22 protein-coding genes are annotated in these 25,987 nt (G+C 73.6%); 13 read left to right on the forward strand and 9 right to left on the reverse strand.

Annotated elements, in window-relative coordinates:
- The first annotated feature begins 130 nt into the window (after positions 1-130).
- Positions 131-1,018: an alpha/beta fold hydrolase gene (locus ACIBBD_RS17180; protein ID WP_399420460.1), complete on the forward strand. Its 888-nt coding sequence runs from the start codon at positions 131-133 to the stop codon at positions 1,016-1,018.
- Positions 1,019-1,104: 86 nt separating this feature from the next.
- Here the strand turns inward: ACIBBD_RS17180 and ACIBBD_RS17185 are convergent, their stop codons facing one another.
- Positions 1,105-2,715, reverse strand: a complete 1,611-nt coding sequence (locus tag ACIBBD_RS17185; protein WP_399420226.1) for an acyl-CoA synthetase — start codon at positions 2,713-2,715, stop codon at positions 1,105-1,107.
- 176 nt (positions 2,716-2,891) lie between these two features.
- On the opposite strand from ACIBBD_RS17185, the gene ACIBBD_RS17190 reads away from it, so the two are divergent.
- The 7 genes from ACIBBD_RS17190 to ACIBBD_RS17220 all read left to right on the forward strand — a co-directional run bounded on the left by ACIBBD_RS17190 (position 2,892) and on the right by ACIBBD_RS17220 (position 9,103).
- A complete protein-coding gene (locus ACIBBD_RS17190) occupies positions 2,892-3,692 on the forward strand; it encodes a crotonase/enoyl-CoA hydratase family protein (RefSeq protein WP_399420227.1) in 801 nt (266 codons plus the stop codon).
- A 176-nt stretch (positions 3,693-3,868) separates the two neighbouring features.
- On the forward strand, positions 3,869-4,810 hold the full coding sequence (locus tag ACIBBD_RS17195) for a Zn-ribbon domain-containing OB-fold protein (protein ID WP_399420228.1): 942 nt from the start codon (positions 3,869-3,871) through the stop codon (positions 4,808-4,810).
- Positions 4,810-5,859, forward strand: coding sequence for a thiolase domain-containing protein (locus ACIBBD_RS17200; RefSeq protein WP_399420229.1), 1,050 nt, complete (start codon positions 4,810-4,812; stop codon positions 5,857-5,859). The genes ACIBBD_RS17195 and ACIBBD_RS17200 overlap by 1 nt, the downstream gene beginning before the upstream one ends.
- Complete coding sequence (locus ACIBBD_RS17205) at positions 5,856-7,022, forward strand: thiolase domain-containing protein (protein WP_399420230.1); 1,167 nt, start codon at positions 5,856-5,858, stop codon at positions 7,020-7,022. Before ACIBBD_RS17200 ends, ACIBBD_RS17205 begins: the two co-directional genes overlap by 4 nt.
- A gap of 82 nt (positions 7,023-7,104) precedes the next feature.
- Positions 7,105-7,347 carry a DUF397 domain-containing protein gene (locus tag ACIBBD_RS17210; protein WP_399420231.1) on the forward strand — a complete coding sequence of 81 codons (243 nt, stop codon included), beginning with the start codon at positions 7,105-7,107 and terminating at the stop codon, positions 7,345-7,347.
- A 153-nt stretch (positions 7,348-7,500) separates the two neighbouring features.
- On the forward strand, positions 7,501-8,406 hold the full coding sequence (locus tag ACIBBD_RS17215) for a universal stress protein (protein ID WP_399420233.1): 906 nt from the start codon (positions 7,501-7,503) through the stop codon (positions 8,404-8,406).
- 199 nt (positions 8,407-8,605) lie between these two features.
- Positions 8,606-9,103 carry a hypothetical protein gene (locus tag ACIBBD_RS17220; protein WP_399420234.1) on the forward strand — a complete coding sequence of 166 codons (498 nt, stop codon included), beginning with the start codon at positions 8,606-8,608 and terminating at the stop codon, positions 9,101-9,103.
- Positions 9,104-9,120: 17 nt separating this feature from the next.
- Here ACIBBD_RS17220 and ACIBBD_RS17225 read toward each other — a convergent pair whose 3' ends face one another.
- Both ACIBBD_RS17225 and ACIBBD_RS17230 read right to left on the reverse strand, forming a co-directional pair.
- Positions 9,121-11,124 carry an N-acetylmuramoyl-L-alanine amidase gene (locus ACIBBD_RS17225; RefSeq protein WP_399420235.1) on the reverse strand — a complete coding sequence of 668 codons (2,004 nt, stop codon included), beginning with the start codon at positions 11,122-11,124 and terminating at the stop codon, positions 9,121-9,123.
- Positions 11,125-11,399: 275 nt separating this feature from the next.
- Positions 11,400-12,539 (reverse strand): aminoglycoside phosphotransferase family protein, encoded by a 1,140-nt coding sequence (locus ACIBBD_RS17230; RefSeq protein WP_399420236.1) that lies wholly within the window; start codon positions 12,537-12,539, stop codon positions 11,400-11,402.
- Between the two features lie 233 nt (positions 12,540-12,772).
- Between ACIBBD_RS17230 and ACIBBD_RS17235 the strand changes: the two genes are divergently transcribed.
- Entirely contained in the window at positions 12,773-14,272 is a 1,500-nt protein-coding gene (locus ACIBBD_RS17235; RefSeq protein WP_399420237.1) for a hypothetical protein, read from the forward strand.
- A 117-nt stretch (positions 14,273-14,389) separates the two neighbouring features.
- Here ACIBBD_RS17235 and ACIBBD_RS17240 read toward each other — a convergent pair whose 3' ends face one another.
- On the reverse strand, positions 14,390-15,796 hold the full coding sequence (locus ACIBBD_RS17240; RefSeq protein ID WP_399420238.1) for a PP2C family protein-serine/threonine phosphatase: 1,407 nt from the start codon (positions 15,794-15,796) through the stop codon (positions 14,390-14,392).
- Positions 15,797-16,213: 417 nt separating this feature from the next.
- On the opposite strand from ACIBBD_RS17240, the gene ACIBBD_RS17245 reads away from it, so the two are divergent.
- On the forward strand, positions 16,214-16,636 hold the full coding sequence (locus ACIBBD_RS17245) for an SsgA family sporulation/cell division regulator (RefSeq protein WP_399420239.1): 423 nt from the start codon (positions 16,214-16,216) through the stop codon (positions 16,634-16,636).
- A gap of 14 nt (positions 16,637-16,650) precedes the next feature.
- Here the strand turns inward: ACIBBD_RS17245 and ACIBBD_RS17250 are convergent, their stop codons facing one another.
- Together ACIBBD_RS17250 and ACIBBD_RS17255 are read right to left on the reverse strand one after the other, a co-directional pair.
- Complete coding sequence (locus ACIBBD_RS17250) at positions 16,651-17,664, reverse strand: Gfo/Idh/MocA family protein (RefSeq protein ID WP_399420240.1); 1,014 nt, start codon at positions 17,662-17,664, stop codon at positions 16,651-16,653.
- A 72-nt stretch (positions 17,665-17,736) separates the two neighbouring features.
- Positions 17,737-18,831 (reverse strand): chemotaxis protein, encoded by a 1,095-nt coding sequence (locus ACIBBD_RS17255; protein WP_399420241.1) that lies wholly within the window; start codon positions 18,829-18,831, stop codon positions 17,737-17,739.
- 535 nt (positions 18,832-19,366) lie between these two features.
- Between ACIBBD_RS17255 and ACIBBD_RS17260 the strand changes: the two genes are divergently transcribed.
- A complete protein-coding gene (locus tag ACIBBD_RS17260; RefSeq protein ID WP_399420242.1) occupies positions 19,367-20,143 on the forward strand; it encodes an alpha/beta fold hydrolase in 777 nt (258 codons plus the stop codon).
- Here ACIBBD_RS17260 and ACIBBD_RS17265 read toward each other — a convergent pair.
- Complete coding sequence (locus ACIBBD_RS17265; RefSeq protein ID WP_399420243.1) at positions 20,136-21,608, reverse strand: glutamate synthase-related protein; 1,473 nt, start codon at positions 21,606-21,608, stop codon at positions 20,136-20,138. The genes ACIBBD_RS17260 and ACIBBD_RS17265 overlap by 8 nt on opposite strands.
- Positions 21,609-23,207: an alpha/beta hydrolase gene (locus ACIBBD_RS17270; protein ID WP_399420244.1), complete on the reverse strand. Its 1,599-nt coding sequence runs from the start codon at positions 23,205-23,207 to the stop codon at positions 21,609-21,611.
- Between the two features lie 262 nt (positions 23,208-23,469).
- Between ACIBBD_RS17270 and ACIBBD_RS17275 the strand changes: the two genes are divergently transcribed.
- Entirely contained in the window at positions 23,470-24,171 is a 702-nt protein-coding gene (locus ACIBBD_RS17275) for a chaplin (protein WP_399420245.1), read from the forward strand.
- Between the two features lie 160 nt (positions 24,172-24,331).
- Entirely contained in the window at positions 24,332-25,108 is a 777-nt protein-coding gene (locus ACIBBD_RS17280; protein ID WP_399420246.1) for a GNAT family N-acetyltransferase, read from the forward strand.
- A 96-nt stretch (positions 25,109-25,204) separates the two neighbouring features.
- On the opposite strand, the gene ACIBBD_RS17285 is transcribed toward ACIBBD_RS17280, so the two are convergent.
- Entirely contained in the window at positions 25,205-25,645 is a 441-nt protein-coding gene (locus tag ACIBBD_RS17285; protein ID WP_399420247.1) for an SPW repeat protein, read from the reverse strand.
- Positions 25,646-25,987 lie beyond the last annotated feature (342 nt).

A 25,987-nucleotide genomic window follows, 5' to 3' on the forward strand; every position in this document is an offset into this window, starting at 1 on the left:
ATCCGGACGACCGATCATTCGGTCGACTCCTTCACGTCCAATGATCCAGACCGGCGGAGAGTCGGCAAGGGGGCGGCCGCACTTTCCTACCCCGGGAAACTCCTTGCGCCGGACGAGGTCCGCCCCGAAGATCGAACTCGTGTCCCACCACTTCACCGCACCCGACGGAACCCGGCTCGTCCATCACGTCCGGGGTGAGGGCGCCCCTCTCGTCGTCCTGCCCGGCGGCCCCATGCGGCCCTCCGCCTACCTCGGGGACCTGGGCGGCCTCACCGCCCACCGCCGGCTGATCCTGCTGGACCCGCGCGGCACCGGCGACTCCGCGACCCCGGCGGATCCGGCGACGTACCGGTGCGACCGGCAGATCGAGGACGTGGAGGCGCTCCGCGTCCGTCTGGGACTGGAGCGGATGGACCTCCTCGCGCACTCGGCGGGCGGCAGCCTGGCGATGCTGTACGCGGCGCGGTATCCGCACCGGGTGGCGCGGCTCGTGCTCGTCACGGTCATCCCGTGGGTCCTGGGCCTTCCGGCCACTGCCGAGGACCGGCTGGCGGCGGCGCGCCTGCGCGCGGACGAGCCGTGGTTCGCGGCCGCCTTCCCGGCGTTCGAGGCGTGGCTGACGGGCGCGCGGGAGCCCGACGGCGACGACTTCGCGTCCTTCGGCGGCTTCTTCTACGGCCGTTGGGACGACACCGCCCGCGCCCACGCGGCCGCCATGGACGAGCGGGTCAACGAGGAGGCGGAGGAGCGCTTCCACGGGCCGGGCGCCTACGACCCGCCCGCCCTGCGGGCCGCCCTCGCCCATGTCACCGCCCGGGTGCTCGTCCTCGCCGGTGAGGTGGACGGCGGCCCCCGCCCCGGCCTCGCCCGGAGCGTCGCCGAGGCCTTCCCGCACGCGGAGTTCGACGTCCAGCCCGGCGCCGGCCACTACCCGTGGCTGGACGACCCCGACCGGTTCGTCCGCCGCACCGTCACGTTCCTGGACGGCGTCCGCTCCGCTCCCTCCTCGGCCGAGTAGGGATACGGCGACGTCGCCGGCCGGCGCGGGCCTTCCGGCGGGCGCCGGCAGCCCCACGCCGGTCCGGTGTGACCGGCCGCCCCCGCTCAGCGGTCCGCCGCCACCGCCACCTCCCGCGCCCACCGGTAGTCCGCCTTCCCGCTCGGCGAACGGCGAATGGACTCCGTGACGACCAGCTGGCGCGGGATCTTGTACCCGGCGAGACGGCCGCGGCAGTGGTTCTGGAGGTCCTCCAGGGACGGCCGCGGCGCGCCCGTGCGCACCTGCACCACGGCCGCCACATGGTTGCCCCACGTCGGGTCCGGCACCCCGGCCACCAGGGCGTCGTACACGTCCGGATGTGCCTTCAGCGCCTGCTCGACCTCCTCGGGGTACACCTTCTCGCCCCCGGTGTTGATGCACTGCGAGCCGCGGCCGAGGACGATGACGACACCGTCCTCGTCGACGGTGGCCATGTCGCCCAGGAGCACCCAGCGCTCGCCGTCCCGCTCGAAGAACGTCTCGGCCGTCTTCACCGGGTCGTTGTAGTAGCCGAGCGGGACGTGTCCGCGCTGGGCGACGCGGCCCACCTCGCCCGCCGCGACCGGCTCACGGGTGGCCGGGTCCACCACCCGGGTACGGGAGTTGACGCGGACGCGGAAGCCGCGCTCGGGTCCGGCGTCCTCCGTCGCGGTGCCGTTGAAGCCGGACTCCGAGGAGCCGAAGTTGTTCAGCAGCATCGCGTTGGGCAGCAGGGCCCGGAACTGGCGCCGGACCGTGTCCGACATGATCGCCCCGGACGAGGAGACGCTGAGGACGGACGAGCAGTCCGTGCCCTTCATCGGGCCCCGGAGCGCGTCGATCAACGGCCGCAGCATCGCGTCACCCACCAGGGAGACGCTGGTGACCTTCTCCTTCTCGATCGTCCGCAGCACCTCCTCCGGCACGAACTTGCGGTGGAGGACGACTCGTTGGCCGAAGTGGAAACCGACGAACGCCGTCAGGGTGGAGGTGCCGTGCATCAGCGGGGGAGTGGGGAAGAAGGTGATCCCCGACCCGCCGGCCGCCACCCGCTCCGCGACCTCCTCCGGCCTGCTCACCGGCTCCCCGGTCGGCGCCCCGCCGCCCAGCCCGGCGAAGAACAGGTCCTCCTGACGCCACATCACCCCCTTCGGCAGCCCGGTCGTGCCGCCGGTGTAGATGATGAACTGGTCGTCCCCGGAACGCGCAGGGAACCCCCGCTCCGGGGAGCCGCCCGCCTCCGCCTCCGTGAGGGAGACGGCCGCGATCCCCTCCGGCCCCGCACCCACCCGGATCAGGTGCCGCAGCGCCGGCGCCTGCGGCAGCGCGCCCGCCACCCGGTCCGTGAACTCCGCGTCGAAGACCAGGGCGACCAGATCGGCGTCCCGGTAGAGGTGGACCAGCTCGTCCTCGACATAGCGGTAGTTGACGTTGACCGGCACGATCCGCGCCTTCAGGCAGCCGAGCACCGTCTGGAGGTACTCGACGCCGTTGTAGAGGTGGAGCCCGAGGTGCTCGCCGGGGCGGACACCGCTGTCCAGGAGATGGTGACCGATACGGTTGGCCGCCGCGTCCAGCTCCGCGTACGTCAGACGGCGCTCCGCACCCGTGCCCGGATGGTCCACGTACACGAGGGCCTCGCGGTCCGGCACCACGTCGACGACCGACTCGAACAGGTCGGCAAGGTTGTACTCCACCGCTCCTCCTGACCTCGGACGGCCTGGCTCCCTGACGGTTCGCCGGTCATCAGAGCAAAGGGCGCCCCAGGTGTGAAGGCCCGCACCAAATAAATCTGACTACCTGTCAGAAAACCCTTGAAGTGGCTCCCCGCCTCCTGCAACCTGTTCTCGTTCTGTCAGAGGGGAGATGGGCGATGAGTGGCACCGAACACCTCACCGTGCGGCGCGAGGGCGCCACACTCGTGCTCACGCTCGACCGGCCGGAGGCGAGGAACGCGCTCTCGCTCGGCATGCTCGTCGGCCTGCACGACGGCTGGGTGCAGGCCGACGAGGACGACTCGGTCCGCTCCGTCGTCCTCACCGGCGCAGGCGGCGCCTTCTGCGCCGGCATGGACCTCAAGGCCCTCGCCGGGAAGGGCATGGAGGGGGAGCGCCACCGCGACCGGCTCGAGGCCGACCCCGACCTGCACTGGAAGGCGATGCTGCGCCACCACCGCCCCCGCAAGCCCGTGATCGCCGCCGTCGAGGGGTACTGCGTGGCGGGCGGCACCGAGATGCTCCAGGGCACCGACATCCGCGTCGCGGGCGAGTCCGCCACCTTCGGCCTCTTCGAGGTCAGGCGCGGCCTGTTCCCGATCGGCGGTTCAACGGTCCGCCTGCAACGGCAGATACCCCGCACCCACGCCCTGGAGATGCTGCTCACCGGACGGCCGTACAGCGCGCGCGAGGCCGCGGCCGTCGGACTCGTCGGCCACGTCGTCCCGGACGGCACCGCCCTGGAGAAGGCCCTGGAGATCGCCGAACGGGTCAACGCCTGCGGCCCGTTGGCCGTCGAGGCCGTCAAGGCGTCCGTGTACGAGACCGCCGAGATGACGGAGACCGACGGCCTCGCCGCGGAACTGAAACGCGGCCGGCCGATCTTCGACACCGCCGACGCCAAGGAGGGCGCCCGCGCCTTCGCCGACAAGCGGCCCCCCGTCTACAAGCGCGCGTGACGATCCGCCGGCGGGGCGGTGCGGACACCGCCGGCCGCGAGCGGCTGGTCGCGCCCACGCGGCGCAGCCACGGCCTGCCACGGGCCCGCGCCCCATGGGCGGCGCGAGGCACCGTCCCTGTTCCGCCCCCGCCCGGCCACCGCGCACGCGCGGTCCCCCAAGGAGGCAAGCCCCCGATGCCCGACGTCCTCAAGGCCCCCCTCGTCGTCGAGTTCCCCTTCACCCGCTCCCTCGGCCCCGTGCAGAGCGCCTTCCTGACCGGCCTGCGCGAACGCGTCGTCCTCGGCGTGCGCACCACCGACGGCCGCACCCTCGTCCCGCCCGTCGAGTACGACCCCGTCACCGCCGAGGAGATCGGTGACCTGGTGGAGGTCGCCCCCACCGGCACGGTCACCACCTGGGCCTGGAACCACGCCCCCCGTCGCGGCCAGCCCCTCGCCACCCCCTTCGCCTGGGTCCTGGTCCGTCTCGACGGCGCCGACACCGCCCTCCTGCACGCCCTCGACGCCCCCGGCCCCGAAGCCGTCCGCACCGGGATGCGCGTCCGCGTCCGCTGGTCCGGGGAACGGACCGGAGCCATCACCGACATCGCCTGCTTCGAACCGTACGACGGCGCCGCGACCCCGCCCACGGGCCGCACCGGCGCGTTCGAGGACACGGTCACCGGCATCGTCGCCGCCGCCCGCCTCGACTACACCTACTCGCCGGGCCGCGCCCAGTCCGCGTACATCACCGCGCTCTCCGAGCAGCGCACGGTCGGCGAACGCTGCCCGTCCTGCCGCAAGGTCTACGTCCCGCCCCGCGGCGCCTGCCCCACCTGCGGCGTCCCCACCGCCGAGCAGGTCGAGGTCGGCCCGCGCGGCACCGTCACCACCTTCTGCATCGTCAACATCAAGGCGAAGAACCTCGACATCGACGTCCCCTACGTCTACGCCCACATCGCCCTCGACGGGGCCGACCTCGCCCTGCACGGACGCATCGGCGGCATCCCCTACGACCAGGTACGGATGGGTTTGCGGGTGGAGCCCGTGTGGACGCCGGGCGCCCGCCACCCCGACCACTACCGGCCGACCGGCGAACCCGACGCGGACTACGACACCTACAAGGAGCTGCTCTGATGACCCGGGACATCGCCGTCGTGGCCTTCGCCCAGACCGACGTCCTGCGCACCTCCGACGAGCTCTCCGAGGTCGAGATGCTCATGCCGGTCCTGCACGAGGTCCTGGCGCGCACCGGCCTGCGGACCGCCGACATCGGCTTCACCTGCTCCGGCTCCAGCGACTACCTCGCCGGCCGCGCCTTCTCCTTCACCCTGGCCCTCGACGGCGTCGGCGCCTGGCCGCCGATCTCCGAGTCCCACGTCGAGATGGACGGCGCCTGGGCCCTCTACGAGGCCTGGACCAAGCTGCTCACCGGCGACGCGGACACCGCGCTCGTCTACGCCTACGGCAAGTCCTCACCCGGCTCCGTCCGCGACGTCCTCACCCGCCAGCTGGACCCCTACTACGTCGCCCCCCTGTGGCCCGACTCCGTCGCCCTCGCCGCCCTCCAGGCCCAGGCCCTCATCGACGCAGGCGACACCGACGAACCGGCCCTCGCCGCGATCGCCGGCCGCAACCGGACGGCGGCCACCACCAACCCCCACGCCCAGCTCCGGGGTCCGGTGCCCCACGGCGACCACGTCGTACGTCCGCTGCGCACCGGCGACTGCCCGCCCATCGGCGACGGAGCCGCCGCCGTGATCCTCGCGGCGGGGGAGCGGGCCCGCGAGCTGTGCGCACGCCCCGCCTGGATCAGGGGCGTCGACCACCGCATCGAGGCGCACGGCCTCGGCGTCCGCGACCTCACCGACTCGCCCTCCACCCGCCTCGCCGCCGAGAAGGCCGGCGCCTTCGAACGCCCCGTGGACACCGCCGAGTTGCACGCCCCCTTCACCGCGCAGGAGGTCGTCCTGCGCAAGGCGCTCCGGCTCGGCGACGACGTCCGGGTCAACCCGTCGGGCGGCGCCCTCGCCGCCCACCCGATGATGGCCGCCGGACTCGTCCGCATCGGCGAGGCCGCCGCCCGCGTCCACCGGGGCGAGTCCGACCGCGCCCTCGCCCACGCCACCTCCGGCCCGTGCCTGCAACAGAACCTGGTCGCCGTACTCGAAGGGGATCCGCGATGAGCAAGGAGCCCGTGGCCGTCGTCGGGATCGGTCAGACCAAGCACGTGGCCGCCCGGCGGGACGTGTCGATCGCCGGGCTGGTGCGCGAGGCCGCCCGCCGTGCCCTCGACGACGCCGAGCTGACGTGGGCGGACGTCGACGCCGTCGTCATCGGCAAGGCACCCGACTTCTTCGAGGGCGTCATGATGCCCGAGCTGTACCTCGCCGACGCCCTCGGCGCGGTCGGCAAACCCATGCTCCGGGTGCACACGGCGGGCTCCGTCGGCGGCTCCACCGCCCTGGTCGCCGCGGGCCTCGTCGCCTCCCGCGTCCACACCACGGTGCTGACGCTGGCCTTCGAGAAGCAGTCCGAGTCCAACGCCATGTGGGGCCTGTCCCTGCCGATCCCCTTCCAGCAGCCCCTGCTGGCGGGGGCCGGCGGCTTCTTCGCCCCGCACGTGCGCGCGTACATGCGGCGCAGCGGCGCCCCCGACACCATCGGCTCGCTCGTCGCCTTCAAGGACCGCCGCAACGCCCTCAAGAACCCCTACGCCCACCTCCACGAGCACGACATCACCCTGGAGAAGGTCCAGGCCTCGCCCATGCTCTGGGACCCCATCCGCTACTCCGAGACCTGCCCCTCCTCCGACGGCGCCTGCGCCATGGTCCTCACCGACCGCGCGGGCGCGGCCCGCTCCCCGCGCCCGCCCGCCTGGATGCTCGGCGGCGCCATGCGCAGCGAACCGACCCTGTTCGCCGGAAAGGACTTCGTGTCCCCGCGCGCCGGCCGGGACTGCGCGGCCGACGTCTACCGGCAGGCCGGCATCGCCGACCCGCGCCGCGACATCGACGCCGTCGAGATGTACGTGCCGTTCTCCTGGTACGAGCCCATGTGGCTGGAGAACCTCGGCTTCGCCGCCGAGGGCGAGGGCTGGAAGCTGACCGAGTCCGGGGTGACCGAACTCGACGGCGACCTGCCCGTCAACATGTCGGGCGGCGTGCTGTCCACCAACCCCATCGGCGCCTCCGGCATGATCCGCTTCGCCGAGGCCGCCCTCCAGGTGCGCGGCCAGGCGGGGGAACACCAGGTGGACGGGGCCGCCAGGGTCCTCGGACACGCCTACGGCGGTGGCTCGCAGTTCTTCTCCATGTGGCTCGTGGGAGCGCGGCCACCCACGTCCTGAAAGGTCCCCCTCACGTGCTCTGTCCGCGTCCGTGACCGGTCGCTAGGCTGGCCGCGGACGACGAACCGGGAGGAGCACGGACGTGGCCGAGAGCACCATCCAGCAGCAGCCGTTCGCGGGCTGGGACAAGCCGGAGCTGGACCTCAGCAGGGCGGAGTGGCAGTCCAGCAGCAGGGGCCTGGGGGATGTCCAGATCGCCTTCGTCGAGGGATTCATCGCGATGCGCAACAGCCGCCGTCCCGAGAGCCCTTCCCTGATCTTCACCCCGGCGGAGTGGGGCGCCTTCGTGTCCGGCGCGCGGGAGGGGGAGTTCGACCTGACCTGACCCCCTCTCAGCCGTCCCGTTCGCCGCGGCGGGCCGAACCAGCGGTGTTCTCCCCCGATTTCCGGACACGCGACCGCGTGGACCCGGCCGGGGCCCGCGCCTGAGCCAGGCTGGCCCCAGCAGGACGAAGGTCGTATCCCGGAGGTGAGGACCATGAGCACCCTGCCGGTCGTCGCGGCGGTCGACGGTTCCGAGGACAGCTGGCGCGCCCTCGACTGGGCCCTGGACGCCGCGCGCAGACGCGGTGCGCCGCTGCGCGTGGCACACGTACGCCAGTACGCCGTCTGGGGGCAGCCCGGCGCCCCTGTCGTCGTACCCCCGCCTCCGGACCAGGACCCGGTGCTCGCCGACGCCCGCACCCGGCTGGCGGGGCGTGCGGAGGCGGCGGACCTGCAGTACGTCGGCCTGGACGGCGCGCCGGGTGCCCTGCTGCCCGAACTGGGCGCGGAGGCGGAACTGCTCGTCCTCGGCTCCCGGGGACGCGGCGGTTTCGCCAGACTGCTGCTCGGCTCCAACGGCCTGACCGCCGCGCGGGACGCCGAGTGCCCGGTCGTGGTCGTACCCCGGCCAGGCCGCGAGGTCGACGGCCCGCGGCCCGAGCCCGAGCCCGGACCCCGCGTGGTCGTGGGCCTCAAGGTCGACGGGCCCGACGACGCCGCCCTCGGCTTCGCCTTCACCGAGGCCGCCCTGCGCCACGCCCGCCTCCAGGTGCTCGCCGCCTACCCCTGGCCGCTCCAGACCTGGGCCGCGCCCGGCGAACTGATCACGCCGGAGGTCGACCAGGAGGCCGTCGAGCACGAGACCCGCACCCTCGCCGAGGGCTTCCTCGCCGCGCACCGGGAACGCCACCCCGCGGTGCGCGCCGAGGCCTGGCCGGTCCCCGGCGACGCGGCCGGCCACCTCGTCGCGGCCTCCAAGGACGCCGACCTGGTGGTCGTGGGCCGCCACCGTCGCCGGCTGCTGGCCCCCGCCCGCATGCTGGGCTCCGTCACCCACGCCGTCCTGCTGCACGCGGCGAGCCCGGTGGCGGTCGTACCGCCCGCGCCGGGGGACGAGTAGGCCGCGGTCCACGCGGTCCCGGTTACGGGACACCGACGCCCCGCTCATCGGTCGCGCGGAGGACGCCGAGGGAACCGGCCGGCCCAGGGGCGCGGGAAGCACGCGACCGGCTCCGGGCGATCCGCACCCGGACGACGACCCCGGCCGATCGCCCGCTCCCTCGACCGCGCCGCCGTACGCCACCCCGTACCATGGCCGCATGTCGTTCCTCCGCCGCCGCAGCGCCACGCCCGCCGGGCCCGACTTCGACGTTCTGGCCATGGACCCGGGCGACTGGCCCGGCAATCTCGGCGCCGGCCTGCTGCCCGCCCCCGACGGCACCTGCCAGGGCGTCTTCCTGCGCTACGACCTCTTCGGCGGCCGCGGCCCCGCCATGATCATCGGCAACCTCCCCGAGGGCTCCCCGGCCCGCGAGGTCGAGGAGGGCCAGGTGCCCTTCGAGGTCGCCCAACTGCTGCTCGCGCTGGAGAACGACGAGGAGGTCACCGTCGTCGGCACCGAGGACACGCCGGTGATGCAGGGTGACAACCTCCTGATCGTCCGCCGTCTCAAGCTCTCCGAGAGCCGCATCTCCTGCGTGCAGTTCGACCGCAGCGACAACGTGCTGGTGACCATCGCCGCCTGGGACCGCCCCATCACGGACGACCTGTACGCCCTGCTGAAGCCCCTCCCGGCGGAACTCTTCCAGCAGGGCTGAGCGGGACCGGCCCGGGTCTACGCCGCCGACAGACGTACGTCCGCCGCCCGGACGAACGCCACCCGGTGCCCGTACTGGATCTGGTAGTACAGGTCCTTGCCGACCACGACCCGGTGGGCGTCGGTGGCGAAGGTGACCGCGTAGTAGTACTCGCCCGGCACCTTGTCACCGACCGCGTACTTCTGGCCCTTCGGCAGCCGGTACGGCAGCGGTGAGACCGCCTGGGCCGGGACCCCCGCCGGATAGGCCGACGCCTCCGGATAGGCGCGCCCGTAGAGGGGGACGCTGCCCACGCCGGCCCTCGGGGTGACCACCAGGCCGGACGCGGGCACGGCCGCCGGCCGCTTCGCAGGGTTGCGGAACCAGGCCTTCTGACCCAGGTACCAGATCGCCGTCCAGTCCCCCCACCGGTCGGCGACCACGTACTGCTGGCCGGTGGAGACCCGCGACGAGATGTCGTTCACGCCCGTCGTCGGCGTCGTGCCCAGACCGACGTCCTTGATCAGGGCGGCAGTCTCCGAGTGGTCGGAGTACAGCCGCACCGCGCTGGAGCCGTGCGCCGCGCACGGTGCGCCCGTGGTGACGCAGCCCGTGTACGGCGGCTGGTTGGCCGGGTAGTCCGGCAGGATCGTCACCAGCCCGCCGCTCCCGTCGGCCGTGCTCCCGAAGGGACGGCCCAGCAGCTCGAAGTAGTGCCGCCAGTCCCAGTACGGCCCGGGATCCGTGTGCATCCCCGGAACGGTCGCCGTCGTCGGGCCGGGCACGTTGTCGTGGCCCAGGATGTGCTGCCGGTCCAGCGGGATGCCGTACTTCGCCGCCAGGTACGTCACCAGCCGCGCCGACGACCGGTACATCGCCTCCGTGTACCAGGAGTCGGGGAACGCGAGGAAGCCCTCGTGCTCCAGGCCGATCGACTTGGCGTTGACGTACCAGTTGCCCGCGTGCCAGGCCACGTCCTTCGCCTTCACGTGCTGCGCGATGTGGCCGTCGGTGGAGCGCAGCGAGTAGTTCCAGGACACGTAGGCGGGGTCCTGGACGAGGTCGACGACCCCTTCCCAGCCGCCCTCGGTGTCGTGGACGACGATGTACCTGATGGACTGGGAGTCCGGGCGGTCGCCCAGGTCGTGGTTGCCGTAGTCGTCGTCGCCGAGCTGCTCGTACGGCGCCGGGACCCACTCGCAGGAGACGGTCCTCGGGCACTCGGTCCCCGCGGCGGAGGCCATGCGCAGACCGGTGTGCCGAAGCTGGGTGGTGTCGGGAACCAGCCCGGGCCGCGCGGGCAGGGCGATCCGCTGCCCGGCGTCCGTGGTGCGCTCGGCGCCGGTGCGGATCACGTCGTACACGTCGTTGGCGTAGGCGGCGCCCGTCGCGCTGTCGTCGGCGCCCGAGAAGCGCGCCACCGCGCCGTACCAGTCCGCCGGATCGGGGCTCAGCGGTTCGCCGAGGTCGCGCTGGGCGGCGGCGAGCAGGGCGGCGCCGCCGGCCACGTTCGCCGCGGGGTCGGTGCGCAGCTCCTCGGGGTTGCGATCGGTCAGCTCGGCGGCCTGGAGGAGCGTGGTCAGACGGGCCGGGATCTCCGCGTCCTCCGGGAGCGCCCTGTCGGGGCGCAGGGGCGGGCGGGCGTCGTCACCGCGGGGGTCCTCCGTGCCCTCGCTGTGGTGCGGGGCCGTGGTCAGGGCGGTGCGGGCGTCGGTGAGGTGCATCGGACCGTAGCCGCCGGTCACACTCGGCGCTCCGCCGTGCGTGTCCCAGCGGGACTGGAGGTAGGACACGCCCAGCAGCACGCTCTGCGGCACGCGGTACTCGGCGGCCGCGGCGGCGAACGCCCGCTGGAGTCCGGTCGTGGAGTCGCTCGTCGCTCCGGTGGACGGGGTGGCGTTCGTGGAGTCGCTCGTCACTCCGGTGGACGGGGTGGCGCCGATCAGCGGCAGCAGCAGAGCCGCCGACGCGGCGGCGCCGGCGGCTCTGCGGGCGCGGGCAGGACCGGGGAGAGATCTGGGGCGGGTGACGGATCCTCGCAATGCGGCCTCCTGGAACGAACGTGCGGGGGCGTGCGGGGCCGGGCGTGAGGCAGTGGTACCCGGTTGCCGACGATCCGTCAATCATGCCGCCGCGAGTGCCCTTTCCCATGTCACCAGGGGTCCGGCGAGTTCCCCCGCGGCGCGCTTCGGGCCTGCGTGCGTCGGTGGAGCACACCAATGGGGGACCGCCGAGCGGTGAGCGCGCCCCGGCACCGGCGGACATACGAAGGTCCGCGGTGCGCCGCCGCTCTGGCGCACCGCGGACCTCCTCCCCCTCAGCGAGTGCCGACCGCTGCCCGCACGGCCCGGCGAGCCATCTGGCAGTCGTCGTGCAGCCGCCGCAGCAGCAGCCGCTGCTCCTCGCCGGACGGCGCGGCACCCGGGTGGGCCACCCCGGGAGCCGTCGGGGTCGTGTCGTGCATCGAACGCTGCACGGCCGTCTCGTAGGTGCGGATCTCCCGGGTCAGCACCAGCATCAGGTTCACCAGGAACGCGTCGCGGGAGGCCGGGCCCGCCGACTGCGCGATCTGGCTGATCTGACGGCGCGCCGCCGGCGCCTCGCCCAGCACCGACCACAGCGTCGCCAGGTCGTAGCCCGGCAGGTACCACCCCGCGTGCTCCCAGTCCACCAGCACTGGACCGGCCGGTGAGACGAGGATGTTCGACAGGAGGGCGTCGCCGTGGCAGAACTGGCCCATGCCCTGGCGGCCGGCGGTCGCCGCGATGCCGTGCAGCAGCTTCTGCAGGTCCCCCAGGTCCCGGTCGGTGAGCAGTCCCAGCTCGTGGTAGCGGGAGATCCGGGCGGCGTAGTCCAGCGGCGCGTCGAAGTTGCCCGCCGGCGGCCGCCAGGCGTTGAGCCGGCAGAGCGCGCCGAGCGCCGCCCTGATGTCCGCGCGCGGCGGGGCCTCCGCCGGGTGCCGCTGGAGGGCCGCCACCCGTCCCGGCATCCGTTCGACGACGAGCGTGCAGTTGTCCGGGTCCGCCGCGATCAGCCTCGGCACCCGCACAGGGGGGCGGTGCCGGACGAACGTGCGGTACGCGGCTATCTCGTGCCGGATCCGCTCGGACCAGACGGGGGAGTGGTCCAGTAAACACTTCGCGACGGCCGTGCTGCGTCCCGTCGTACCGACGAGGAGCACGGAGCGGCCGCTGCGGCGCAGCACCTGCACCGGGGCGAACTCCGGGCAGATCCGGTGCACCGACGCGATCGCCGTACGCAGCTGGGCGCCCTGGGGGCCGGACAAGTCGAGTCTCCCGCTGAGCGGTTGCGTGCCGAGTCCCGCGGGACGCCGGCCGCGGCCCGTGCCGAGCACGGGGGCCGCCGACCGCGCGGGGTCGAGGTAGGGGCCGCCGCCGCCCGGGCGGGTGTGCAGCGACCGGGGCGGGGCGGACACGGAGGACGATGCTGCGTACATGGGCGAGACAGATCCCTTCGTGTGCCTGCGACGTCAAAGCGCTGCCCGGCCCGGTCTCCCGGGTGCACCCTGGGGAATGTCCCTCGGTGACCGGGGCGGGGTGGCGCGTTCCTACCTGACACCCATGGCCCAGTGGCACACCATCTGGCGGACCCTGGCGAAACCCTGGCGAATAGTCCCTCGGCAACTTTCACCGGGCTACTGTCAACTCAGCCGAGAACCTGGGGGCTTACGTGAGCGGACAACCCAACACCCGGCTCGCGGACCTGTTCGGCCTGGCCGGCTGGTCCAAGGGCGAACTCGCGAGGCTGGTCAACCGGCAGGCGGCGGCCATGGGCCACCCCCAGCTGGCGACGGACACCTCCCGGGTGCGGCGGTGGATCGACATGGGAGAGATCCCGCGCGATCCGGTGCCGCGGGTGCTGGCGGCTCTGTTCACCGAGCGACTCGGCCGTGTCGTGACCATCGAGGATCTCGGTCTGGTCCGGCACGGGCGTACGGGGAAACGGCAGGGCGGCGGGAGTGCGGAACATCCCGACGGCGTGCCGTGGGCGCCCGAACGGACCGCCGCGGTCCTCACCGAATTCACGGGAATGGACCTCATGCTCAACCGACGCGGCTTGGTGGGCGCGGGTGCCGCGCTCGCCGCGGGATCAGCACTCAGCAGTGCCATGTACGACTGGCTGCACACCGACCCCACCCTCTCCGCCGACGCTCCCGTCATCGACCACCCCCTCGTGCACGCCGACTCCGCCGGGTTCGACCGCTACGAGGCCGCCCCCATCGGGACGGAGGAGGTCGACGAACTGGAGCGCTCGGTCGAGGTGTTCCGAGCCTGGGACGCCGCCCGCGGAGGCGGGCTCCAGCGCAAGGCCGTGGTGGGCCAGCTCAACGAGGTGGGCGGCATGCTCGCCTACCGTCATCCCCCTCATCTCCAGCGACGCCTGTGGGGCGTCGCCGCCAACCTCGCCGTCCTCGCGGGCTGGATGTCGCACGACGTCGGCCTGGAGCCCACGGCGCAGAAGTACTTCGTCATCGCCGCCCATGCCGCGAGAGAGGGCGGTGACCGGCCGCGGGCCGGGGAGGCGCTCTCCCGGGCGGCCCGTCAGATGGTGCACCTCGGCCGCCCCGACGACGCCCTCGACCTGATGAAGCTCGCCCAGTCCGGCTCCGGCGACGAGGTGCTGCCGCGGACCCGGGCGATGTTCCACACCATCGAGGCCTGGGCGCAGGCGTCCATGGGCAAGGGCCAGGCCATGCGCCGCACCCTGGGCCGGGCGGAGGACCTGTTCGTCTCCGACAAGGGCGATGTGGAACCGCCCTCCTGGATGCAGACCTTCAAGGACGAGGACCTGTACGGCATGCAGGCCCTGGCCTACCGCACCCTGGCCGAGTTCGAGCCGGGGGCGGCCGCGCACGCCCAGTACTACGCGGAGAAGGCGCTGGCGCTGCGCGTCGACGGGCGGGAACGGTCGAAGATCTTCGACCATCTGTCCATGGCGTCGGCCTGCTTCATCGCGGACGACCCCGAACAGGCGGACCGGTACGCCCGGCTGGCCCTGATGTCCATGGGGTCGAACTCCTCCCGCCGCACCTGGGACCGGCTGCGCCAGATGTACCGGCTCACCGCGGAGTACTCCGACTACCCGAGGATCAGTGAGCTGCGGGAGGAGATCCGGCAGGCGCTGCCGAAGCCGAGGGGAGGCCGGGGCGGGAGCGCCGCTCAGGCGTAGGCCCGCCGGGACAGGCCGGTCCGTCAGGCGTCTGGGTCCTCCGGTACGGGTCGGGCAGGCGTTGGCCCGTTGCGCCGCCCGGTCGGTGGGGCCGGTGTCGCGGTCTCCCCCGGTCCGTTACGGCGTCACCCGGGCGACGAGCACACAGGCGTCGTCCTCGCGGTCGCCCGTGCCGAACTCCTCCACGACCACCCGCACGCACTCCTGTGCGGTGTGCGCCGCGTCGAAGCGCGGGGCCAGGTCCAGCAGGGGGGCGGGGTCGGCCGGTGCGTCGGTGTGGGGCACCAGCCCGTCGGTGTGCAGCAGGAGCAGGTCGCCCGCCCGGAGGGTCTCCTCCGCCTGTCCGTAGGCGGCGTTCGAGGTGGCGCCGAGGAGGACGCCGTCCGGTGCGCCGAGCCGGCGCCCCGTCCCGTCGCGGAACAGCAGCGGGGCGGGGATTCCGGCCTGCGCCCACATCAGGGTGCGGGTCCGGGCCCGGTAGCGGCAGCAGACGGCACCAGCGAGGGCGGGCTGGGCGCCCGCGTCCAGTAACTGGTTGAGCCAGGACATCAGCTGGGACGGCTGGGTGCCGGCCATGGCCATGCCGCGCAGGGCGCCCAGCATCATCGCCATGGTGGAGGCGACGGCGGGGCCGTGCCCGGTGAGGTCGCCGACGCTCAACAGGATCTCCCCGTCGGAGAGTTCGAGCGCGTCGTACCAGTCGCCGCCGATCGGTGAGCTGGTGCGGGAGGGCAGATGGCGTGCGGCGATGTCGAGGTGACGGGGGCCCTGGTGCGGGAGCCGCAGGGAGCCGCGCCGGGGCGGCAGCACGGCTTCCTGCAGCTCGACCGCGAGCCGGTGCTCGGTCTGTGCCTGGTACCGCTGGCGTTGCAGCGAGTCACGGGTCTCGCGCACCGCCCGCTGGCCGCGGCGCAGTTCGCTGACGTCGCGCAGTACGGCCCACATGGAGGCGGTGCTGCCGTCGGCGTCGAGCACGGGCTCGCCCATCATGTGCACGGTCCGGACCTCGTGGTCCGGCCGTACGACCCGGAACTCCCCGTCGATGGGCCGGGCGTCGACGAGACAGTCGGTCACCATCGCGGTGAGTTTCGGGCGGTCCTCCTCGTGGACGAGCGAGGGCAGTTCGTCGAGGGTGAGCGCGGGTGCGGCCGGGTCGCGGCCGAGGAGCTCGTACAGCTCCGCGGACCAGACGGCCTCGTCCGTCAGCAGGTTCCACTCCGCGCTGCCGACCCGGCTGAGCAGGGCGCCGGGCCGGGGAGGGGGCGGCGCGGGTGCGTCCTGAACCGTGGGCGGGCCGTCCCGCAGTTCGGCCAAGTGCGCGTCGAGATCGTCGAGTTGATGCAGCGCCAGGTCGTAGAGCGCGCGCTGCCAGCGTTCCCGGGGGTCTGTGTCGTCACTCTGCGTGTCCCGTCGTACGGCGTCCACCTCGCCCTTGAGTCGGCGCGTCTGTGTGATCAGCGCGTCGACCGAGCCGCGTCCTGGCGGCTGGGCGGCTGGGCGGTCCGCAGAGAGATGGGGCGGCATGACGCACTCCGATGCGGGGGACGGGACGACCAAGGGCGACGGAAGGGCCGTTACGACTGTTGCACAGCCCGCGACGCGGTGTAAGGGATTTGGCAACACACGATACGGTGATGCGTCTGGCATATGCCACAGTCTTCACGGAGGCATTGTGCGGTGTGAATGACGTACGCCTGGGGCTCGGGCAAATCGTAGACGGCGTACGCGACTTGGGGGATTCGAAAGGGCGCGCGACCGGGTTCCTCCGCGTGTTCGACGGCCCTGTGTTCCATGCCTGTGGCGCCCTCCGGGGTCGGCCCCTGTACTCGTGACGCAGCTCACATCAATTCACCCCTGCTTTCGCGTAATGCGAACCGCCCCTGTGAGGTCCTACAAGCAGCACCCGAAACGGCCGACTTCTCAACGCTGCGGAGACCGACCATGGACCTCGCCCACGTCACTGTCGAACAGCCCGCCCGTGCCGAGCTCATCACCACGGGAGAGCGGGAACTGCCGGTGTCCGCCACGCTCCGCTACACCTCCGACGACCCGCTCGCCGTGCACCTAGACTTCCCGTCCGAGGCCTGTCTGGAGGGCGAGGCCGTCACCTGGACCTTCGGCCGTGCGCTGCTGGAGGAGGGGCTGCGCGGGCCGGCCGGGACCGGTGACGTGCAGATCTGGCCGTGCGGCCGGGCCCGTACGGTCATGGAGCTGCACTCGCCGCTCGGGCTGGCCATGCTCCAGTTCGACACGGCCGCCCTGCGCCGCTTCCTGCTGCGCACTCACGCCGTGGTCGAGCCGGGGCGGGAGGACGTCGCCGCCGCGGTCGACCGGGGGCTGAACGCGCTCCTCGGCAACGTCTGAGCCGTCCTGCGGCGTCAGCGGTACAGGTCCGGGCGCGGGGCGAGCTCGACGGCCACACGCGTGCCGTTCTCCAGTGCCCGGACCCCGGCCTCGGCGACGACGGAGGCCGCGTACCCGTCCCAGGCGGTCGGGCCGGTGACGCCGCCCCGGCGGGTGGCGTCCACCCAGGCCTGCACCTCGCGGTCGTAGGCCTCGGCGAACCGGACCAGGTAGTCCTGGGGCACGTCGGAACCGGCGGAGCCGCGCGCGGTCACCAGCATGCCGTGGTCGTCGCCGATGCGCGCGCTGCCCGCCTCGCACACGGCCTCGCAGCGCACCTGGTAGCCGAAGCCGCAGTTGACGAAGACCTCCACGTCGACCAGGGCCCCGCCGTCGGTCTCGAACAGTACGAACTGAGGGTCGAGCAGCCCCTCGGGCGCGCCGGACGAGGGGCGCGGCCGCACCACCGTGACCGCCGTCAGCTCCTGCCCCAGCAGCCAGCGGGCCGCGTCGATCTCGTGCGACACCGAGCTGTCGATCAGCATGGCGCTGGTGAAGCCGGGGGGTGAGGAGACGTTGCGGTGGGTGCAGTGCAGCATCAGGGGCCGACCGAGCCGCCCGTCGGCCAGCAGGGCCCTGAGCCTGCGGTACTCGGCGTCGTAGCGCCGCATGAAGCCGATCTGCGCGAGCCGCCGTCCCCGCCTCGCCTCCGCCTCCAGGACGCGCAGCGCGCCGGCGGAGTCCGGCACCATCGGCTTCTCGCACAGCACCGGCAGACCGCGGGCGAAGGCCGCGAGCAGGGCCTGCTCGTGCGCGGGCCCGGGCGAGGCGATCAGTACGGCCTCCACGCCGGGGGAGTCGAGGGCGGCCTCCACCTCCGTGTGGACCGAGACCCCGTCGATCCCGGCGACGGCCTCCTCGGCGCGGGCGGAGTCGAGGTCGGCCACCGCGGCGACCCTAGCCCCGCTCACCACCCGGTCGAGGCGCCGTATGTGGTCTGCGCCCATGTGTCCGGCGCCCAGCACCGCCACGCCCAGCAGGTCACCCACGTGCCCTCTCCCTCCCGGCCGGTGATCACGCCGTAGCGTACGCCGCCGGGGGGAGCGCCGGACAAGGCCGCCTCAGTAGCGCAGTACCCCCGCGATGCCCTCCGCCTCGCCCAGGGTGCCGTCCGGGACGAAGCGCACCTCCGCGCCCGTCTCCAGGCACTGCTCGACGATCTCGTCGACGATGTCGTCGCGGGCGTCCAGGTCGCCGCTCGCGGCCGGGGTCAGGTGGTCGCCGTCGTCGCGGACCGTCACGCGGTAGTTCTCCTCGACCGCCAGCAGCCGGACCCGGCCCTCCCGGGCGTTCTGCCAGACCTCGTCGACGCCGGCCGCGAAGGTCCGGTGCCCGCGGGCGGAGTCCAGCTCCCGGGCCACGGCGTTCGTGTCCCGGCGGGCCTCCTCGTCGAGCAGCGGGCGTACCGCCTGCCACACGGTGTCCGGGGTGGCGTGGGTGAGGCCGCCGTGCGGGACGTGCACCGCGTCCCGGGTGACGCCGCCGAACTCGTCCAGCAGGGACAACGCCGCCTGCTCGCCGGTGACGTACAGCGGGCGCGGGTTCTCGCGCAACAGCCGGGCCATGGCGGTCTCGGCGTCGCGCAGGAAGTGGCGGGTGCCCTCGTCGCGGAAGGTGCTCGGCAGGTCGCCGATCCGCTCCATGCGCTCGGCGTCGAAGTTCTCCCGGCTCCTGACCAGCGGGAAGCCGCCGGTGCGCGCCTCGGTGACCCGGCCGGGGCCGCCGTTCCACAGCGTGACGCGGTCGGCGGAGACCGACAGCACCCAGAACAGCCGCTCGGCGGCCCGCGCGGAGACCAGGTTGCGGGTGAGGAAGGTGTCGGAGAGGACGACGCGTTCCGGTACGGGGCGGGGCAGCGACCACACCTGGTGCTCGCCCGGCGCGGCGAAGATCACCAGGCCGTCCTCGGTGTGGGTCAGGTCGATCTCGGCCAGTGCCCGGTCGAGCTGCTCGGCGACGTCGACGCGCCGCTCCCGGGTGACCGACGGGTCGGTCTCCAGCTGCTTCTTGGCCTCGGTCACGACGTTGCGCAGTCGCACCCGGTCCTGGGTGCTGTCGGGTTCGCGGCGGTGCGTCGGGGTCAGCACGGACACCGCGGGGTAGGGGCGCGGACGGCGCAGTGCGGAGAGGGTCGCGGGGCTGAGTGCGTGCTCCATATCAGCACGATAGGTCCGATTCGTCCCCGGGGCATGACGTGCCCCGGACGTGCGGACCTCACCGTCGTCGACGGACGCGAGCACCACTCGCGGACCTGCGACTCTCCGCCCAGACGCCCACCAGCACCGCATCCCGGCCGCACCGCCGCCCTCTCCTGGACGGCGGCGCCGACGGCGCAACGGGCCGTCCCCGTCGCGGTGGGGGGCCTCGACGCGGCCGGCGAGGCCGTGGCGGCCCCTCGACGCAGGACAGGACCTCATCTCCGGGGCGGCGCCCGGCGGTTGGGGCGCTCAGGGGCTTCCCCCGCCCCGCCCCGGAGGTCACCGGCAAGGCCTCCACCCCGCGCGGCGGCTCCCTCGACGGCGTCGACCGCTTCGACGCCGCCTTCTCCGGCCCCTGCCCGCGCGAGGCCGCCGCCCCCGACGTCCCCGGACGCATCCTCGACTTCCCTGGTACCCGACGGTGACGCCGGACGCGGCGGCCGGTTACCGTACGCGGCAGTAACCGGACGGCACCGCACCGCAGGAGGCACCCATGCCGCAGCTCGAAGTCGACGGCGCGACCCTGACGTACGACGACGAGGGCCCGCGCGGCGGCGGGGTCCCCCTGGTGTTCGTCCACGGCTGGACGGCGAACCGGCACCGCTGGGACCACCAGGTGGCGTACTTCTCCGAGCGTCGCCGGGTGATCCGGCTCGATCTGCGGGGGCACGGGGAGAGCGGCGGGGCGGGCGTGAAGACCATCGGCGAGCTGGCCGGGGACGTGCTCGCCCTCCTCGACCACCTCGAGATCGAACGGTTCGTCCTCGTCGGCCACTCGATGGGCGGGATGATCGCCCAGACCGTCGCCCTCGCCCACCCGGAGCGCGTCGAGCGGATGGTGCTGGTGAACTCCATCGGACGCATGGCCTACAGCCGGGGCAGGGGCCTGCTGATGGCCGTCTCCACCCTCGTCCCCTTCAAGCTGTTCGTCGCCGCCAACATCCAGCGCGCCTTCGCCCCCGGCTACCCGCGCGAGGAGATCCGCCGGTACGTCGCATCCTCCGCGGACACCCCGCGCGAGGTGGTCATGACGCTGTACGGCGCCATGCGGGCCTTCGACGTCCTGGACCGGGCGGGGGAGATCCGCACCCCGACCCTGATGATCCACGGCTACCACGACATCCAGCTGCCGGTGCGGCAGATGCTGCGGATGGCCAAGGCCTATCCGGACGCCACCGTCCGCATCCTCGACGCGGGCCACGAGCTCCCCGTGGAGAAGCCCGCCGAGCTGACGGCCGCGATCGACGCCTTCGTGACCCCCGCTAGCTGAAGGAGTCCGGGTCCGCCGCCTTCCAGTCCGCCGCCCACGACTCCGGCGGCCCGGCCAGCAGAGCGCCCGGCTCCAGCCACTCGTACAGCTCCGCGTACGAGCGGACCGTCGTCGGCCCCGTCCGCCGCACCAGGTGGGCGGGGCCGAGTCCGACCGGCTCCCGTACGCCCATCGCCGCCATGATCCGGACGGCGCCGCGGACCGTCGCCCGCTGGTAGCGGAGGACCTGTCGTGACCTGTCGCCGACGTCCAGGGCGCGCGCCCGCGACCGGTCCTGGGTGGTGACGCCGGCGGGGCAGGTGCCGGTGTGGCAGCGCCGGGCCTCGACGCAGCCGAGGGCGAGCATCATCGCGCGGGCCGCGTTCGTGTAGTCGGCGCCCTGGACGAGGCGCCGGACGATGTCCGAGCCGGTGGCCACCCTCCCGCTCGCCCCGATCCGGATCCGGTCCCGCAGACCGGCGCCGACCAGCGCGTTGTGCACCGTGATCAGCCCCTCGGTGAGCGGCATGCCCAGCCGGCCGGCGGACTCCGCGGGCGCCGCGCCCGTCCCGCCCTCCGACCCGTCCACGACCACGAAGTCCGGCGTCACCCCTTCCGCCACCATCGCCCTGCACAGTGCCAGGAACTCCCGTCGCGACCCGACGCACAGCTTGAACCCGACCGGCTTGCCGCCCGCCAGCTCCCGCATCCGCGCCAGGAACAGCACCAGTTCCCGGGGCGTGGAGAACACCCGGTGACGCGGCGGCGACACCACCGTCTCGCCCGCCGGCACCCCGCGCTCGCGCGCGACCGCGGCGCTCACCTTCACTCCGGGCAGTTCCCCGCCACCGCTCGGCGCGGCCCCCTGCGAGAGCTTCAGCGACACGCACCTCACCTCCGGCAGCGCCGCCTTGTCCGCGAACACCCGGGCGTCGAAACCACCGTCGCCGGTGCGGCAGCCGAAGTACCCCGTCCCGATCTCCCAGACGAGGTCCCCGCCCCCGCGCAGGTGGTGCTCCGACAGCCCGCCCTCCCCGGTGTCCTGCGCGAAACGCCCCAGCCGGGCAGCCTGGTTGAGCGCGAGAACCGCCCGCGACGACAGCGCCCCGAAGCTCATCCCGGACACGTTCAGCAACGCCATGTCGTACGGCTGCCGGCAGTCGGGCCCGCCCACCCGCACCACCGGCGGCTCCTCGGGCGGCTCGACCGGGCGCAGGGACGGCACCAGGAACTCGTGGCCGTCCGCGTACACGTCGACCTCCCCGGCACGCTCCCGGACGACGGCGCGCCCGCCGTGCGGACGACCGGCCGGGGGAGAGACGCGCGGCACCGCGCCCCGGCGCCGCACCGGGCACCGGCAGCCCAGCCCGGTCAGCGCCAGCAGCGGCCCGGCCGCGCACCACCACCAGGCGGACAGGGCGTACGAGGCGGCCGTCGCCCCGGCCGCGGCGAGGGCGACGAGCAGCAGTGAGAGGTAGCGGAGCACTCAGCCGTCCTCGTCCGCCCCGCAGGAGCTGCCACTCGGCGGCAGGGAGCCGTGGAGCAGGAAGTCGTCGACCTTGCGGTGCACGCACTTCGACGAGCCGTACCCGGTGTGTCCCTCGCTCCGGTTGTCGAGGACCACGGCCGACGGCCCGAGCCGCTCCGCCGTCTCCACGGTCCAGTGGTACGGCGTCGCCGGGTCGCCCCGGGTGCCGATGAGCAGCATCCTCGGCGTGTCGAGGTCCTTCACCCGCTCGCGGATGTAGTCGGTCCCCTTGGGCCGGCCGTAGCACATCAGCACCTGGGTGAGCCGGTACCGGCCGAAGACCGGTGACGCCTTCTCGTAGGCGGCGCGCAGCCGCTTCAGGTCGGCGGTGACCTGCTCGGCGGTGGGGCGGTCGGGGTCGTCCGCGCAGTTGATCGCCATCAGCGCCGCCGGCAGGTTGTCGAGCGGGATGTCCTCCTCGTCCACCAGGCCCCCGGTGGGCTCGGCGCCGCCCGGGTCCCGGAACGGCAGCGCCAGGCCCCCGGTCGCGAACGCCATGACCCCGCTGGTGTCCCCGTGCTCGACGAGCTGTGCCAGCGCCCGCTCCAGCGACGGCCACAGGTCCTTGCTGTACAGCCCCTGCCCGATGGCGCCCACGAGGTCCTGCCCGCTGAACTCCTCGCCGAAGTCCGTCGCCACCGGGTCCTCGTCCAGCGAGCGGACCAGCCGTACGACCTCCTCCCGGCCCTTGCGCGGGTCCTGCCCGAACGGGCAGGCGATGTCGTCGGCGCACCAGTCGACGAAGTCCTCCAGCGCCACCTGCTGCCCCCGGGCGCTCGCGATGCCCTGCTCGGCCAGCGGCTCGGTGAGCGTGTCGACGCCGTCCAGGACGAGCCGGCCCACCCGGTCGGGGAACTGGGCGGCGTACACCGCGCCGAGCCGGGTGCCGTAGGAGAACCCCAGGAAGTTGAGCTTCTTGTCGCCGAGCGCATCGCGCATCACGTCCAGGTCGCGGGCCGCGTCGACGGTGCCTATGTGCGGCAGGACGGGCCCGGAGTGGTCGGCGCACGCGGCGGCGGCCTTCTTCAGCCGGTCGAGGAGCAGCCGCGGGTCGTCGACGTCGGCCGGGGTGTCGTCGAGGGCGGCGAACGCGTCGTGCTCACCGTCCCCGCAACTGACCGGCGAGGACCGGCCGACGCCCCGCGGGTCGAAGGACACCACGTCATAGCCGTCGGTGAGGTCCATGAAGTCCTTGCCGTCGTACGCCAGTGTGGGGACGCCCGGGCCGCCGGGCCCGCCGAAGTTCAGCAGCACCGAACCGCGCTTGTCGCCGGTGGCCCGGTAGCGGGCGAGCGCCAGGTCGAGGGTTCCGGCCTCGGGGCGCGCGTAGTCGAGGGGGACGGTCACCTTGCCGCACTGCAGATCGTCGGGCATCCCGTCGCCCTCGCACTGTTTCCACGTGACCTTCTGTTCGTAGAACCGCGACAGGCCGGGATCACGGTCACGCTGTGTGTCCGCGGTCGCCGTCGGCAGTCCGGCGCCCAGCAGGGTCAGTACGGCGGCCGCGGCGAGCGCACAGCGTCGCGGCCGGGGCCGTCTCGACAGCTTGGCCAGCATCAGTGCCTCCAGGGGCGCCCCACAGCGGACCGGGAACCGGCGCCCTCGCCCACCATAGGCGGGCCGTGCGGGGGCCGCCTCCGGGAGCTCCGCAGCGGCGCTACGCTGCGCGCGCGCCGGGGCCAGGGAACCGGGGGCCGCGTGTTCGACGCGGTGACGCCCGATGGGGTGAAAGACCGAATGGGCATAACTCGGACGCTTCGGGTCGCGTTCTACGGGGTGCGGGCGAGCGCCCGCGACCATGTCTGGAAGGCAGGGACCCATGAGACGGGTTACCCGAAACGGTGTGATCGCCGTCGCCGCCGCCTCGGGCGCGATGGCCATGACGATGCCCGCGTTCGCCGACTCCGCCGCCAACGGCTCCGCGGCCGGCTCGCCCGGGCTGGTCTCCGGCAACGGCGTCCAGCTGCCGGTGCACGTCCCGGTGAACCTCTGCGGGAACACCGTGAACGCGGGGGGCTTGCTGAACCCCGCCGTCGGCAACAGCTGCGTCAACGGGGGCTCGACCGCCGCGCGGACGACGTCCGGCGGCGGCGCGACGGCGACCGGCGGCGGCGCGACGGCGACCGGCGACACGGCGCACTCGCCGGGCGCCGTCTCCGGCAACAACGTCGAGCTGCCCGTCGACCTCCCCCTGAACGCCACCGGCAACAGCGTGAACGTCGTCGGCATCGGCAACCCGGCGTTCGGCAACCAGTCCGTGAACACCTCGGACGGGGGGCCCGCACCCGCGGCCGAGCCCCCGGTGCGGCACACCCCGCCCGCCGCCTCCCGGCCGGCCCCCGCTTCCCCGGACACCGTCCCGCAGGCCGGGGCGCCCCAGGCGCCGACGGCCCAGGCGGGCGTCCCCTCCCTCGCCCACACCGGGGCCGACGCCACCGCGCCCGTGCTCCTGGGCAGCACGGCCCTGATCCTCGGCGGCGCGATCCTTTACCGCCGGTCCCGGCCGGGCACGGAGCGCTGACCCACGCCCGCGCGGTCGGTCGCGGGGCGGGCTGCTCCCCCGGAGCCCGCCCTCGGGCGCCGAGGAACCGCCGGCCCGGTCCCGCGGTCGCCGTACGCGAACGCCCCGTGAGCCCGGTAAATGAGTGGAGACGGCCGGGCCGGAATGCTGGGGTGGGCCCATGGACCACACAGCCGTACTCGCCCTCTACGACCGCGACATGCGCCGGGGCGCACACCCCGACGGCCCCGACGCCCGCATCGAACGCACCGCCGGAGTGACCCGCCAGGTCGCCTCCGCGCAAGGCTGGAACGGCGTCGTCTGGTCCGGCCTGGACACGGCCGACGCGGACACGGCGATCGCCGAACAGATCGCCCGTTACACCGCACTCGGCCACGGGTTCGAGTGGAAGGTCTACGGGCACGACCGTCCCGCCGACCTCGGACAGCGGCTCGCGAGGGCCGGGTTCACGTCCGAACCCGAGGAGACGCTGATGATCGGCGAGACCAGGGACCTGCTGTTCGACGCCGCGCTCCCCGACGGCGTGCGGATCGTCCCCGTCACCGACCCGGCCGGCGTCGGTCTGGTGACCGACGCGCACGAGAGGGCGTTCGGCACGGACGCCTCACGGCTGCGCCACCAGCTGCTGGCCCGCCTCGCCGCCGACCCCGACACGGTCGTCGCCGTCGTCGCCCTCGCCGGGGACGAGCCGGTGAGCTCGGCGCGGATGGAACTGGTGCCCGGGACACGGTTCGCGGGCCTGTGGGGCGGCGGCACCGTCGAGGGCTGGCGCGGCCGCGGCATCTACCGGGCCCTGGTCGCCCACCGCGCCCGGGTCGCCGCCGACCGCGGCTACCGCTACCTCCAGGTCGACGCCTCCGACCGGAGCCGCCCCATTCTGGAGCGGCTCGGCCTCGCGGCCCTGAGCACGACCACGCCGTACGTGTACGTGCCCTGAGCGCCTCGTGGGGCGACGCGGCCCGGCCGGCCCGCTCGTGGGCCGACCGGGCCGCCTTCCCGTGTGCCGGGAGTGGCGTCGACCGTGTCGGGGTGGCTACGACCTGGGGACGCTCTTCGCCGCCGTACCGGCGCACAGCAACCCGAGGAGCAGGGCGAAGGCGCCGATGACGACGTTGTTCACGACAACACCGGCGTCGGGGCTGTCTCCGACGACCCACGGAGCGATGATCATCCAGATGCCCAGCGCGCACATGGCCCAGCTGAGGCCGTACATGCGGGCCGGAGCCGCGGTGAATCCGAGTGCCAGCACGCCGAGCGCAATGCCGACGACCAGGTTGTGGACCACGAGCGCGGGCTGGCCGGCGGTGTAGTGGAGTATCCACGGGGACACGGCGCAGTACAGACCGAGCAGGAACACCGGTCCGTCCACGAGCGCCACATCACGACCACCGAGGACGCGGTCGTACCGCGACCGCATCTCGGGTACATCGGGGTGAGTCGACATGTCGCCTCTGGTGGGCGAGGCGTTGGCCATGACTCGTCTCCTTCGACTCGCAGGCCGACCGCGTCTGTGGTGCGGTGTGCGGTAAGCGCCGCGCAGGTCCATTCTGCGCTTGCCCGCTCTTTGGGTGTGGGAGGTGGGACGGGCCGTGCCGGTCGGGCGGGGGCTCGCCCCCGGAGCGTACCGACCCTCTCCGGGGGCGAGGGGGAGCGGGGCCGCGCTCCCGCCGCGGCGCCCGAGGGGACGGGACGCCGCGGGAAGGACTTCCGTCGGTGCGCGCGCTTCGGATGCACTGATCCGCGCCGCCGCCCGGTGCGATTCGGGGGCATTCGATGCTGAGGCTCGGAGGCTGCGATTCGGGCGTATCGAGTCCGC

This window comes from Streptomyces sp. NPDC051315 (assembly GCF_044455165.1).
Classification (GTDB): domain Bacteria; phylum Actinomycetota; class Actinomycetes; order Streptomycetales; family Streptomycetaceae; genus Streptomyces.

What these genes read in the sequence shown, in the direction of transcription:
- ACIBBD_RS17240 (WP_399420238.1), bottom strand. Translation starts at nt 15,796, where the DNA reads ATGCCGCCCCATCTCTCTGCGGACCGCCCAGCCGCCCAGCCGCCAGGA.
- ACIBBD_RS17245 (WP_399420239.1), top strand. Translation starts at nt 16,214, where the DNA reads ATGGACCTCGCCCACGTCACTGTCGAACAGCCCGCCCGTGCCGAGCTC.
- ACIBBD_RS17270 (WP_399420244.1), bottom strand. Translation starts at nt 23,207, where the DNA reads ATGCTGGCCAAGCTGTCGAGACGGCCCCGGCCGCGACGCTGTGCGCTC.
- ACIBBD_RS17215 (WP_399420233.1), top strand. Translation starts at nt 7,501, where the DNA reads ATGAGCACCCTGCCGGTCGTCGCGGCGGTCGACGGTTCCGAGGACAGC.
- ACIBBD_RS17255 (WP_399420241.1), bottom strand. Translation starts at nt 18,831, where the DNA reads ATGGAGCACGCACTCAGCCCCGCGACCCTCTCCGCACTGCGCCGTCCG.
- ACIBBD_RS17200 (WP_399420229.1), top strand. Translation starts at nt 4,810, where the DNA reads ATGACCCGGGACATCGCCGTCGTGGCCTTCGCCCAGACCGACGTCCTG.
- ACIBBD_RS17260 (WP_399420242.1), top strand. Translation starts at nt 19,367, where the DNA reads ATGCCGCAGCTCGAAGTCGACGGCGCGACCCTGACGTACGACGACGAG.
- ACIBBD_RS17280 (WP_399420246.1), top strand. Translation starts at nt 24,332, where the DNA reads ATGGACCACACAGCCGTACTCGCCCTCTACGACCGCGACATGCGCCGG.
- ACIBBD_RS17230 (WP_399420236.1), bottom strand. Translation starts at nt 12,539, where the DNA reads ATGTACGCAGCATCGTCCTCCGTGTCCGCCCCGCCCCGGTCGCTGCAC.
- ACIBBD_RS17205 (WP_399420230.1), top strand. Translation starts at nt 5,856, where the DNA reads ATGAGCAAGGAGCCCGTGGCCGTCGTCGGGATCGGTCAGACCAAGCAC.
- ACIBBD_RS17195 (WP_399420228.1), top strand. Translation starts at nt 3,869, where the DNA reads ATGCCCGACGTCCTCAAGGCCCCCCTCGTCGTCGAGTTCCCCTTCACC.
- ACIBBD_RS17190 (WP_399420227.1), top strand. Translation starts at nt 2,892, where the DNA reads ATGAGTGGCACCGAACACCTCACCGTGCGGCGCGAGGGCGCCACACTC.
- ACIBBD_RS17275 (WP_399420245.1), top strand. Translation starts at nt 23,470, where the DNA reads ATGAGACGGGTTACCCGAAACGGTGTGATCGCCGTCGCCGCCGCCTCG.
- ACIBBD_RS17220 (WP_399420234.1), top strand. Translation starts at nt 8,606, where the DNA reads ATGTCGTTCCTCCGCCGCCGCAGCGCCACGCCCGCCGGGCCCGACTTC.
- ACIBBD_RS17285 (WP_399420247.1), bottom strand. Translation starts at nt 25,645, where the DNA reads ATGGCCAACGCCTCGCCCACCAGAGGCGACATGTCGACTCACCCCGAT.